Annotated in this window: 9 protein-coding genes and 1 riboswitch; of the genes, 3 read left to right on the plus strand and 6 right to left on the minus strand. The window is 34.1% G+C overall.

Going from position 1 to position 12,260, the window contains the following annotated elements:
- Positions 1-234: 234 nt before the first annotated feature.
- A riboswitch (SAM riboswitch) is annotated at positions 235-337 on the plus strand.
- A gap of 101 nt (positions 338-438) precedes the next feature.
- Positions 439-3,219, plus strand: a complete 2,781-nt coding sequence (locus V7P73_RS10080) for a TonB-dependent receptor plug domain-containing protein (RefSeq protein WP_333853224.1) — start codon at positions 439-441, stop codon at positions 3,217-3,219.
- 198 nt (positions 3,220-3,417) lie between these two features.
- On the opposite strand, the gene V7P73_RS10085 is transcribed toward V7P73_RS10080, so the two are convergent.
- The 6 genes from V7P73_RS10085 to V7P73_RS10110 form a co-directional block, all read right to left on the minus strand.
- Positions 3,418-6,099 carry a copper-transporting P-type ATPase gene (locus V7P73_RS10085; protein WP_333853226.1) on the minus strand — a complete coding sequence of 894 codons (2,682 nt, stop codon included), beginning with the start codon at positions 6,097-6,099 and terminating at the stop codon, positions 3,418-3,420.
- A gap of 79 nt (positions 6,100-6,178) precedes the next feature.
- Positions 6,179-6,994: a GLPGLI family protein gene (locus V7P73_RS10090; RefSeq protein ID WP_333853228.1), complete on the minus strand. Its 816-nt coding sequence runs from the start codon at positions 6,992-6,994 to the stop codon at positions 6,179-6,181.
- A gap of 85 nt (positions 6,995-7,079) precedes the next feature.
- On the minus strand, positions 7,080-8,135 hold the full coding sequence (locus tag V7P73_RS10095) for an EamA family transporter (RefSeq protein WP_333853230.1): 1,056 nt from the start codon (positions 8,133-8,135) through the stop codon (positions 7,080-7,082).
- Positions 8,098-8,697, minus strand: coding sequence for a hypothetical protein (locus V7P73_RS10100; protein WP_333853232.1), 600 nt, complete (start codon positions 8,695-8,697; stop codon positions 8,098-8,100). The genes V7P73_RS10095 and V7P73_RS10100 overlap by 38 nt, the downstream gene beginning before the upstream one ends.
- Positions 8,698-8,718: 21 nt before the next feature.
- Entirely contained in the window at positions 8,719-9,279 is a 561-nt protein-coding gene (locus V7P73_RS10105; protein ID WP_333853234.1) for a helix-turn-helix domain-containing protein, read from the minus strand.
- Between the two features lie 78 nt (positions 9,280-9,357).
- Positions 9,358-10,815 carry a right-handed parallel beta-helix repeat-containing protein gene (locus V7P73_RS10110; protein WP_333853236.1) on the minus strand — a complete coding sequence of 486 codons (1,458 nt, stop codon included), beginning with the start codon at positions 10,813-10,815 and terminating at the stop codon, positions 9,358-9,360.
- Positions 10,816-10,895: 80 nt separating this feature from the next.
- On the opposite strand from V7P73_RS10110, the gene V7P73_RS10115 reads away from it, so the two are divergent.
- Positions 10,896-11,756, plus strand: a complete 861-nt coding sequence (locus V7P73_RS10115) for an aldo/keto reductase (RefSeq protein WP_333853238.1) — start codon at positions 10,896-10,898, stop codon at positions 11,754-11,756.
- Positions 11,757-11,920: 164 nt separating this feature from the next.
- Positions 11,921-12,253 (plus strand): RNA recognition motif domain-containing protein, encoded by a 333-nt coding sequence (locus V7P73_RS10120; protein WP_333853240.1) that lies wholly within the window; start codon positions 11,921-11,923, stop codon positions 12,251-12,253.
- The last annotated feature ends 7 nt before the right edge of the window (positions 12,254-12,260 follow it).

Below are 12,260 nucleotides of genomic sequence, written 5' to 3' on the forward strand. Positions count from 1 at the left end.
TTATTTTTTTGGATTTGTAGAAATCGTAATTTATCTGGATATAATGTGATATAATTATAATTTTAAATTGACCTTAGAATTGTTTGAGATGTGTCTAAAATTTTAAAAATTTAAGTTATTGATTATTAGAATTTTACAAGTAAATGATGTTTATCATATCAAAATAGTATGAATTAAATTTGCTGAAAAGAAATTCTTATCATAATTTTGCACTGTGATAATGAATTGCTGTCATACTTATTAAGAAAGACCGAGGGAACTGACCTGTTGAAGTCTTAACAACCTGCCGATTGGGTAAGGTGTTACATTCAGCCTTTGAAAAAAGGAAAGATAAGTTGAAAATGTTTAATTGCGGTTGTGATGCCGTTCCAATATAACTTCTTTCAGACTTGTCTGGGAGAAGTTTTCTTTTTTGTATAAGACTTAAAATTTAAAAATATGATTCAAAAAACTATGTTTAATTCTAGCAAAAGAGCTGTTATATCGACAGCCGTAGTTTTCTTTTCCGGAATTTATTTAACTCAAGCGCAGGAAACGAAGCCTGTTAAAGATTCTACCTCTGATAAACAGATTGAAGAAGTGGTTTTGGTAGGTTCCAGAAGTGGAGGACGTTCCAAAGCAGACAGTCCGGTTCCCGTGGATGTTTTCAATTTGAAAGATATCCAACAAAGTTTACCACAAACCAACATCAATCAAATCCTTAATACGATTGCGCCTTCTTTTACATCAACTATTCAGACCAATGCGGATGGTTCTGATCACTCAGATCCTGCGCAGTTGAGAGGATTGGGGCCAGATCAGACTTTGGTTTTGGTTAATGGTAAAAGACGACATAATTCTGCTTTGGTTAATGTCAACGGTGCGCCGGGAAGAGGAACTGTTGGTACAGATTTAAACGCAATTCCAGCTTTTGCGCTTTCAAGAATTGAGGTTTTGAGAGATGGTGCTTCTGCGCAATATGGTTCTGATGCGATTGCCGGCGTAATGAACCTTCAACTGAAAAGAGATACTGGAAAACTGACAGGTCAATTGAACTATGGCGGTTACCTTACCAAAGCTGCCAATGACCATATTGGAAATTATGATGGACAACAATTTCAGGTAGATTTGAATTACGGGAATAAGATTGGCACTCGTGGTGGCTTCTATAATGCAACTTGGTCTTCGCAATTCCGTGATCCAACAAGAAGAGCTGGAACTGAAAGCGGAAATATTTACAATGCTTACAATGCTATCGAGAAAAGAGCTGCAGAAGGCGGAGTTAATTTATCTTCTTACTTTAATAATATCAATAATCTGAAAGGAACGGCTGGTGAACAGGACTTTGTGAATCTAATTCATCAATATGCGCAAGGCGTGAATTATTTTGATTCCGGCTTCCAATCAAGTATTCAGAATGCGTCATCAATTACCGCTTTGCAAGGATTGTTAGGCGCAAATTATACAGATCAGGAATTGGCTTATAGAGGACAAACCAGAAAAGACTTCAATATGCAGGTGGGGCAGTCCAAACTCAATAACCATCAATTATTTGCGAATGTAGAAGTTCCTTTGAATGACGATTGGAAGGTTTACACTTTCGGTGGTTACTCAATCCGTGACGGTGCTTCCGGTGGTTTCTATAGAAGACCAAACCAAGCAAGAACATTTACAGGTTTATATATTGACGGTTATTTACCAGAGATCCATACAAAGATTCAGGATGTATCTTTATCTGTCGGAATCAAAGGAAAATGGGACGGATGGAATGTAGACTTCAGTAATACATTCGGGCAAAACAGTTTTGATTATACCATTGAAAATACAGGAAATACAAGTTTGAGATTCAATTCTCCGAGTTCTTTTAAGGCTGGTGGGTTGCAGTTTTTACAGAACACCATTAATTTAGATTTCAGCAAATCATTTAATTGGTTGGAGGGCGTAAATGTTGCTTTCGGAGCAGAACAACGCCACGAGAATTTTAAAGAAAATCCAGGTGAAGAAGCTTCTTACACGGCTTATGATGTGAATGGGAATCCACAAACTCCAACATCAGTTAACCCTACTGATTTCTTTGGAGCTGCATTGGCCGGAAGTTCTCAGGTTTTCTCAGGTTTCAGACCAGAAAATAAGACCAATAAGAATAGAAATGCTTATGCAGCCTATGCAGATGTAGAATTTAACTTTACGAATTGGTTATTGGTAGATGCGGCGATTAGATATGAGAATTATTCGGATTTTGGTTCTACTTTCAATTATAAATTAGCATCAAGAATCAAATTATCAAACGATCTTAATTTCCGTTTTGCAGGTTCAACAGGTTTTAGAGCACCTTCGATTCATCAGATTTATTATAATACAACTTCTACATTGTTCACAACACTTCCGGGAGCTTCGGGGCCAAGCTTGGTAGAAGTTGGAACATTTAGTAATGATTCTCAATTGGCACAAGCTTTTGGAATTCCGAAGTTGAAACAAGAAACGTCAAAATCTGTAAGTACGGGATTCACATATAAAATTCCGGCAATTAATTTGAATATTACAGCAGATGCTTATTTTATCAGAATTGATGACAGAATTGTTTTGACAGATCAATTCTCAAGACCAACCAATCCAACAACACCCGCACAGACTGCATTGGCAAATGAGTTTGTAAATGCCAATGTAAATGCTGCACAGTTTTTCTCTAATGCTATTGATACAGAAACCAAAGGTTTGGATGTTGTAATAAGCCATACGTTGACAAAAGAAAGCTTCAAGTTTACAAATGATTTTGCAATCAATTTCAACAGAACCAAAAAAGTAGGCGATATCCACGCTTCTGATTTGTTAAAAAATGCTGGATTAGAGAATACATATTTTGGAGAAAAATCTAGAGTTTATCTAGAAGATTCTGTTCCAAAAATAAAAGCGAGTTTGTCTAATAATATTAAATGGAATGATTTCAATATCTATTTGAGAAACACCTATTACGGAAAAGTTTATGGAGCAGATGGTCTCAATGGAAATGCGTATGACCATCAATTGATTTCGGACAAAATTGTTACAGATTTATCCATTGGTTATGATATCAGCAAGAATTTTAATTTGACTCTTGGAACAAACAATTTGTTTGATATTTACCCAACTAAAAATGTGACATCTTCTACGAATAATGATCAGTTCATCTATTCTAGATCGACAGCGCAGTTTGGACAGAATGGAAGATACGTGTTCAGTAAACTAACGGTTTCTTTCTAAAAAAAATCTTAAGGTTTTATTTTGTTTTGAAATGGCATCGGGGGATTTCCTCGATGCCGTTTTGTTTTTATATCATAAAAATTCACACAAAGACACAAAATAAATTAATTAATAGGGATAAAATTTAAGGCACAAAGTTTTTCCTTGTGCCTTAAAACATTATTAAAAAAAATAATTCCTTGTGCCTTTGTGTTTAACTCAAATCTCTAATTTCACGTTATTCAATCTCAAAGAATTTAAAATCACAGAAACAGAACTGAAACTCATCGCAGCAGCCGCAATCATCGGACTTAACAAAATACCGAACAAAGGGTAGAGCAAACCAGCAGCTAACGGAATTCCCAAAACATTATAAATAAAAGCGAAGAACAAGTTTTCTTTAATGTTTTTCAAAAGCTTTTCACTTAGGATTTTTGATTTTGCAACGCCAAGGATATCGCCTTTTAACAATGTGATTTCTGCACTTTCAATAGCAACGTCAGTTCCTGTTCCCATTGCAATTCCGATATTGGATTGAGCCAAAGCCGGCGCATCATTGATTCCGTCTCCGGTCATCGCTACGATTTTTCCTTCGGCTTGAAGTTTTTTGATTTCGTTCATTTTATCTTCAGGAAGACAATTGGCTTTATAATTTTTTATTCCGAGTTCTGTTGCAACTGCTTTTGCGGTATGTTCGTTGTCGCCGGTCATCATTATCACTTGGATGTTTTGAGAATGTAGATAATTAATGGCTTGTTTTGAAGTTGATTTTATTTTGTCTGAAAAGCTCAGGAATCCAATTACTTTTCCAGATTTTGCGAGGTAAGAAATCGTTTTAGCTTCATCCTGTTTCTGAATTACTTTTTGTTTTAAATCTTCTGGAATTTCGATATTGAAATGTTTTAATAAAGCTTCATTTCCGAGTAGAACATCTTCATTATTAATTATTCCTTTCACGCCTTTTCCGGAAATATTTTCAAAGTTTTGGACATTTTCAAATTGTAAATTTTCTGCTTTAAATTTATCTAAAACGGCATTCGATAAAGGATGTTCAGAGTTTTGATTTAAGGAACCTGCGAGTTTTAAGATTTTTTCCCGTTGGTCAAGATACGCTTCGCTTGATTCATTTTTATCGATGTTTTCTAATGTTTCAATATGGTCTAGACTTGGTTTTCCTTCGGTCAATGTTCCCGTTTTATCAGTAATCAAAACATTGATTTTGTGCATCTCTTCCAGCGCTTCAGCATTCTTGATTAAGATTCCGTTTTGAGCACCTTTTCCAATTCCTACCATTAGACTCATCGGAGTTGCCAAACCAAGAGCACAAGGACAAGCGACAATTAAAACAGCCACAGCATTTACAAAAGCATAAATCAACTTATTTTCACCACCGAAAATATACCATAAAACAAATGTCAGAACCGAAATCGCAATCACAGTCGGAACAAATATCTTTGAGATTTTATCAGCCAATTTCTGAATAGGCGCTTTGCTTCTGCTTGCTTCGTTAACCATTTTAATAATTTGAGAAAGCAAGGTTTCATCACCGATTTTTTCAGTTGTCATTAAGAAACTTCCATTTCCATTGATGGTTCCAGACGTAACTTTGTCGCCCGATTTTTTCTCCACAGGAATTGCTTCCCCCGTAATCATAGCTTCATCCACATTGGAATTTCCTTCGGTAATTTTCCCATCGACAGGAATTTTTTCGCCTGGTTTTACTCTTAGTATATCATTGATTTTAACTTCTGCCAGTGATACTTTTTTCTCCTTTCCATCTACAATCAGATTGGCCGTGTCAGGCGAAAGATTCATCAAAGCTTCGATGGCTTTTCCGGTTTTCATATGCGCTCTGGCTTCCATCATTTGGCCCATTATCACCAAAGTCAAAATCACACAAACCGATTCGAAATAGAGTGGAATACTTCCGCCGTGAGCTAATTCGTGAGGTAAAATATCGGAAACAAATAAAGCAATTAAGCTAAAAATCATCGCTGCAACAACACCTAATGCAATCAATGAAAACATATTAAGATTCCAGGTTTTGAAGGAAACCCATCCGCGTTTCATCAGGAACCAACCTGCATAAAGCAAAACTGGCAATGTCAAAATTAATTCTAAAATCCCCTGGATTTGATGAGAAAATGGCCAATCAATAAACATTCCGCCCATTGATAAAATAAAAACAGGAACGGAAAATCCTAAAGCTGTCCAGAATTTTCTTTTTAATAATTTGTAAGTTTCATCTTCGTGGTCATTATCTTTTGATGGTTTTGGTACGAGGTCCATTCCGCAAATTGGACAATCTCCGGGTTCGTTTTGCACAATCTCAGGATGCATTGGACAAGTGTATTCAATCGCTTTTTTTTCTGGGATTTTGACTAAATCCATCCCGCAAACCGGACATCCAACATTAGAATCATAAACCTTATCGCCTTCGCAAAACATTGGGCAATAGTATTTTCCAGCGTTTTTTGATTGATTGATTGTTGGTTTATGATGACTGTGAGAATGATGTTGATGAGACCCTTCGACTCTGCTCAGGGCAACACTGTTGTCCACCAATTCCTGCGTGATTTCTTCCAAATGCATATGACAAACCGGACAACCGGAATCTGATTCGTAAGTTTTGTCGCCTTCGCAAAACATCGGGCAAAAATAGTCTCCGATTTTCTCTTTGAAACTCTCGGGAAGATTGGTTTTAGAATAAGTTTGAGGTTTATTTTTATGATCTTCCCGTTCTTCTATCGGAACGAGGAACATATTACAAACCGGACATCTGCCTTGTTTGAAATAGAGTTTTTCACCTTCGCATTCCATTGGACAATAATAGACGGAACTTGGCGAGATTCTTTGATTGGGATGAGGTTTGTCGTGATTATGATGATTATGATGATCCATTTCAGATAATTTTATAATACAAATTTCTGAAAAATAGATGCCAATCTGTTATAAATAAATGGAAAGTTGTTATATCGATTTATTTCAGAAGATCAATCTCAATCAAATTATTGTCTTTTGCCAATTTTTCTAGTGCCATTTGATTCAATTCTTTAATGATTTCAGCGGATGTTCTGAATTTTCCAGTAGAATCGTGTTGATCAGGAATTTGTCCAACTAAATCTGCTGTGGGATTTTGACGGTAATTTTTAAATTTCTTGATGAATTGATTGTGATTTAATTCAATAATACGATAATTTTTCAGGTCAGGATAGACAAATTCTTTCTGGTTGGATCTGATGCCTTTTAATTCCCAAATATGGCTTTTAGTCGAATCTTCAATCTTCAAAATCAATCCTGGTAGACCTTTGAATTTGTACGGTCCATCTTGGATTGGGATATCTTTTGTAAACCAAGCTGTCCATTTTCTGCCTCCAAATTCGGTGGTTGCTTTTTGAACATCATAATTCAGAATTTTCGAGAACTCATTGGTCAATTTCCAATTTAATTCTACATCTTGTTTTACCTTATATATATCAAACATTATAAATGTGGTATAAACAATCTGATTAGAGTTAGGATATTTTATAACTCTATCATTAACTGTTTTTTTGTCTGAAGCGGGAGCGAATATTCCTTTTTTGATGGCGACCGACATCGTCGAATCTATCGAGTATCTTATGGAACTATAATATTCGGACCTGTCTTTTTGGATATTCAATATCATTATTTCGGTTTTGATATCTGTTTTGTTGGTTGAATCTGAGATAAACCTGTATTCGTAGAGGAATTGTTTGTTTTGTCCGAAAATAAAATTGGAAAGAATAACTACGATTAATAAGTAATTGTTTTTCATTGTTATAAAGTTTAATAATGACAAATATAGCTTGTTTCGCTACGACTTTCATTCATAAAACTTCACAAACTTTGTTAAATAAAACTTATAATTTTTCTGTCTTCAATCTGAAAATCTCCTTCGCATTGAAAATTATTACTGCTAAAAATATTAATCCATAAGCACAGATTTGAATTGGATTCAAGGGTTCACCATAAACGGTGCTGGCTAAGATGAAAGCAATAATAGGATTAATGTTTAGAATCATTCCGACTTTGGAAGAAGCGATTCCAGTTAAAGCGAATAGATTCAGTAATAATGGGACAATTGTGTACATTATTGCAATAATCTCTACAAAGAAATAGAATTTGAATTCCGTTGGAACTGGTCCAGAATAAGCCGGAAAAAACGGTAACAAAATTAAAGCTGAGATGACGATGTGGAAATTCAGAATCAGAAACTTATCGAATTGTTTATTTTGACTTTGACAAACCAGATATGCAGCGTAGGTAAAACCAATCAAACTGCTGTAAAACATATCCAAAATATTGGTGTAAGATAACAGAATACAACCAACCAAACTCAGAAAAACCGATAACCATTGGAGTTTGCTCAATTTATCTTTCAATATAAAATAAGCCAGAATCGTTGTAATAATTGGACAAACCAAATAGGCGACCGACGTTGCGCGAACGCTCACGTGATTCATCACATAAATAAAAGAAAACCAATTTCCCGTCAACAAAATGCTACTTCCGATATTGACAATAATCGTTTTTCTCTTTTCCTTTTTAGAAATCGATTTGAAATAATTCAGATTCTGTTTCAGTTTCTCTCTTTTGAAAAGAAGAGAAACCAATGACATTATCAATGCACAGCTGAAAACTCTGTAAAAAAGAATGTCCGAAGAAGCGTAAGAATGAAGAGGTTTCAGTACCAAACTGAAAGTTCCCCAAATGGAAAATGCTAAAATAGCAGCGAGATAATGTCTTGGATTGTTCAAGTCGTTGTTTCGTTTGGAATCAATTGCAAAAGTAGATAACTTTTGATGGAATTGTCTCAAAAAAGCAATTTTTGTTCGCGGAGAAGTTTGACTTTGGATTGCATTATTTAATAGATTAAAATCATCTGTATATTTTTCCTGACAATAATTCCAGAACATCAATGAATTTTTTCAGAACAGGCTTATTGATGAGTTTGTGCGAGCATTCTTCATAATGATATTTAGGAGCATAATAAGAATATGAACTTTGTTTATTATTTTGAATGAAAGTCAATCTATAACCGCTGGCATCAGAAATCATACAAGGCGACGGGATTGTATTTGGGTCTTGTAAAGATTTTAATTTAAAGTCTTTTTGCTGATATTTTAATAGTTCTTTTAATTGAGTAGAGTTGGTTACGTTAATTATTTTCTCTTTCAATTTATCATCAATAATAATTTCTTCAATTGCTTTTTCGGAAACTTTATCTTTCAAATATGACTTTGGTCTTTCTTGTTGATAAGCAATAATTTTTCCATCATTGTTTATGAAATAAAAGCGAATAAAATCATATGCAGACCAGCCACCGTTAATTTCATAAATGATGCAAATTTCATTTTTATCTAAAGTTTTTGGTAGTTTTTGATTTGTATCAATAGAATTTGATAACTTCAAAATTGGCAGTTGTGCGAAAATCAAAAAATTGATAATAAGAAATAGTATTGTAAATATTTTTTTCATTTGTGTGAAATTTGATTCTTATCAAACCTTATCCAGCGCAATCCTTTTCTTCTCTTTAGAATTCAGAAACTGAGTAGGAGAGAAGCCTGTGATTTTCTTGAACTGATTAGAAAGATGCTGAACACTTTTGTAACCTAATTTTTGAGAAATCTCAGTCAAATTAAATTCTTTGTAAAGCAACAATTCCTTTACTTTTTCAATCTTTTGAAGTATGAAATATTGCTCTAATGTTACATTTTCGTTCTGAGAAAAAAGCTTGGAAATAGAACTGTAATCTTTGTGTAATTCGGAACTCAAAAATTCTGATAAAATAAAATCTTCACTCAAATCTTCATCCGAAATTTTCTGAATAATCAAGGTTTTGATTTTCTCGATTTGCTTTTTAGTAGAGTCTTCTAGAATTTCAAATCCAGTTGATTTGAGTTTCAGACCCAAAGCTTGAAGTTCTTTTTCAGAAATCTCATTTTTGGTTTCAACTTCGCCTAATGAAATTTGATTGATGTCAATGTTCAATTCTTCAAATATCGATTCTACCGCAGCAATGCAACGGTTACAAACCATATTTTTTATCGAGATTTTCATCTCACGAATTTAGTGGAAATTTTAATCAAAAAAAAGCACCACGATTTGTGATGCTTTCTAAGAATTATTTTTGATTAATTATTTAATAATCAATTTAGTATTTGATTTTTTGCCTTCCGATTGTTGTGTGATGATATAAACTCCTGATTGTAAATTAGTATTGATTTCGTTTTTGCCTTTATTAACAATAGAAGAGAAAACAACTTTTCCGCTAATATCTTGAATCACGATGTTTCCAGTATTTTCTGTTTCCAAAAAGAAATGGTTTTTACTTGGATTAGGGTAAACGCTCAGTTTTGATTTTGAAACATCAGAAACAGCCATTATTTCTGCACAATTATAGGGTTTGAAATTAACTGTATTTGGATTTAAGCTTCCGATAACAGCTTGTACCATTGTGTCATTAGAAAGTTCATCTTCTCTCCAGCAGTTACCGATAGCGTTTACAGTATTAGGAGTGTTGTTGAAGAAAGCGGTCGTAGTTCCATTATTACCATTGTTTTTGAAAATATTATTACCGTGTTTTTCTTCTGTACCAAGGTCTATTATTGCATTACTTAAAACGGTAATTCCCCATAGGTTTCCTCGGATTTGATTATTTCTTACAATCACGTTTTGAGTTCCTGTTAATGAAATTCCGCTTCCACCTAAATTAGGATTATTCTCTGTGTTGTTATTCTCTATTATGTTATTTCTAACAATTCCGGAAGTTCCTGCACCCTGATGTGTAATTCCGAAACGGTTATCTCTAACTGTATTTCCTTCGACCCTAAATCTTGTAGTTCCTCCTAGTAATCCTGAAACAGAAATACCACCAGCTCTTAATATCGCTCTGTTTCCGGTAACAATATTATTAACGACTCTTGTAGAATCAGCACTTCCTGTAGGACCCATATTAATCTGTGGATAATTGCCGTTGTCTGTGTTATTACCATAAAAATAATTATTGATAATGTCAACCGCCAAAGCTCCTGATGCTCCTGAATTAATACCTGCTCTAGAGTTTTCCAAAAACTGAGAATTTTTTACAACGTGTCCCGATCCTTGAAATAAGGCTAAAGCTGCGCTACTTGCAAGGCTACCGGTTGAACCACTAAGAGAATTATTGTTTTTATAAAGAATACAATTGTCCATCAAGAATCCTGTTGTCAAGACACGAACGCCTCCACCATATTCAACTCGAGTGTTTTTCATTTCTGCTACAGATCCTTCTTCAAAACGGATTCCTCTGTAAGGCGCGGTGATATCGCTTGCTGTGATTGTAAAATTAGTTGCTGTAGTTTTGTATTCTCCATAAACGAAAATTGCAACTCCAGAATTTACTTTAAGCGTCGTATTTTCATCAATAAGAAGTTTGTCTGTTGCGGAAAGTGTAAGGTCAGCCGTCAAAGTGTAGTCTGTACCATTTTTAACAAGAACTGTTGGTGCAGCAGCTGATAAACTAGTAAGTGTGTAGTTGGTTCCATTGTTTGGACTTGTGAATTGTGCATTGATAAAACCACAACACATCACAAATAAAAATGTAAATTTCTTCATAAGACTTCAAATTTTTTAAGAATCAAATTTATATAATGTATTTTATTTTTAACATAATATATTTGTGAAAATTTATTAGTATGTTTTCAGAAATCATCGCTGGTACAATGCGTTGGGGAATTTGGGGAGCCAATCACTCCGAAAAAGATGTTCAGAAATTAATAGAAGTTTGTTTGGATGAGAATATCACGACCTTCGATCACGCTGATATTTATGGCGGTCATACCACAGAAGAACTTTTTGGAAATGCCTGGAAAGAAATGAATCTTGATAGAGAAAAAGTTCAGTTTATTTCTAAGTGTGGAATTGTAATGAATTCTGAAAGGAAACCCTCTGCTCTCAAATATTACAATTACGACTCTAATTATATTCAAAATTGTGTTGATGAAAGTCTTTCTAATCTAAAGACTGATTATTTGGACGTTTTGTTATTGCATCGTCCATCACCTTTGATGAATCCTGAAGAAATTGCCAATACATTTCAAATTCTAAAAGATCAAGGAAAGGTAAAACATTTTGGAGTAAGTAATTTTTCTGTCTCTCAATTTGAATTAATCAATCAATATTTCCCTTTAGTAACTAATCAGATTGAAGTTTCTGTGAATCAAATTTCCGCTTTTAATGATGGAACTTTAGATCAATTGATGATGAAAGGATTGAGACCGACAGCTTGGTCTGTAATGGGAACTTATTTCTCTGAGAAATCTGAACAGAATATCAGAATCAAATCCATAATCAAAAATCTTTGTCAGAAATATAATGCAGAAGAAAATCAGATTTTATTAACCTTCCTTCTAAAACATCCATCAAGAATAATACCTGTCATTGGAACTTCTAAAACAGAAACCATTCGTGAATTGAAAAAATCATTATTGATTGATTTGGAAGCAATAGACTGGTTTAGAATATGGGAAGCAAACCGTGGAGTAGAGGTAGATTGAGCTTGTGTATTATTAATTTTTAAATTTAACAAAGAAGTTATTGGTTTTTCAAAAATAATCGTACCTTGCAACAAATTATATTTGAAATCAATAATCTTCATTTTGTTGTTTTTCCTTATCTATAATTTTAAAACAACATTTTTTATAACTTAATTTTTTTTAAAATGAACATTTTTGTTTCAAACATCAATTACGCAACTAAGGATTATCAGTTGCAAGAATTATTCGAAGAATTTGGAGAAGTTTCTTCTGCAAAAATCATTACTGACAGAGAAACTGGGAGATCAAAGGGATTTGGTTTCGTAGAGATGGGAGATGCTGAAGGTAAACAAGCTGTTGACGCATTAAACCAAAAAGAATTTAACGGTAAAATTCTTAACGTAACAGAAGCTAGACCAAGAGAAGAGAAGCCAAGAAGATCTTTTGATAACAACCGTGGCGGTGGTTACGGAGGTGGAGATAGAGGCGGAAACCGTGGAGGTGGAAACCGTTGGTAATCTTACA

The sequence above is a fragment of the Epilithonimonas sp. genome (assembly GCF_036780765.1).
In the GTDB taxonomy this organism is placed as follows: domain Bacteria; phylum Bacteroidota; class Bacteroidia; order Flavobacteriales; family Weeksellaceae; genus Epilithonimonas.

Coding starts and splice junctions, on each gene's coding strand:
- V7P73_RS10080 (WP_333853224.1), top strand. CDS start 439: ATGATTCAAAAAACTATGTTTAATTCTAGCAAAAGAGCTGTTATATCG.
- V7P73_RS10085 (WP_333853226.1), bottom strand. CDS start 6,099: ATGGATCATCATAATCATCATAATCACGACAAACCTCATCCCAATCAA.
- V7P73_RS10090 (WP_333853228.1), bottom strand. CDS start 6,994: ATGAAAAACAATTACTTATTAATCGTAGTTATTCTTTCCAATTTTATT.
- V7P73_RS10095 (WP_333853230.1), bottom strand. CDS start 8,135: ATGTTCTGGAATTATTGTCAGGAAAAATATACAGATGATTTTAATCTA.
- V7P73_RS10100 (WP_333853232.1), bottom strand. CDS start 8,697: ATGAAAAAAATATTTACAATACTATTTCTTATTATCAATTTTTTGATT.
- V7P73_RS10105 (WP_333853234.1), bottom strand. CDS start 9,279: ATGAAAATCTCGATAAAAAATATGGTTTGTAACCGTTGCATTGCTGCG.
- V7P73_RS10110 (WP_333853236.1), bottom strand. CDS start 10,815: ATGAAGAAATTTACATTTTTATTTGTGATGTGTTGTGGTTTTATCAAT.
- V7P73_RS10115 (WP_333853238.1), top strand. CDS start 10,896: ATGTTTTCAGAAATCATCGCTGGTACAATGCGTTGGGGAATTTGGGGA.
- V7P73_RS10120 (WP_333853240.1), top strand. CDS start 11,921: ATGAACATTTTTGTTTCAAACATCAATTACGCAACTAAGGATTATCAG.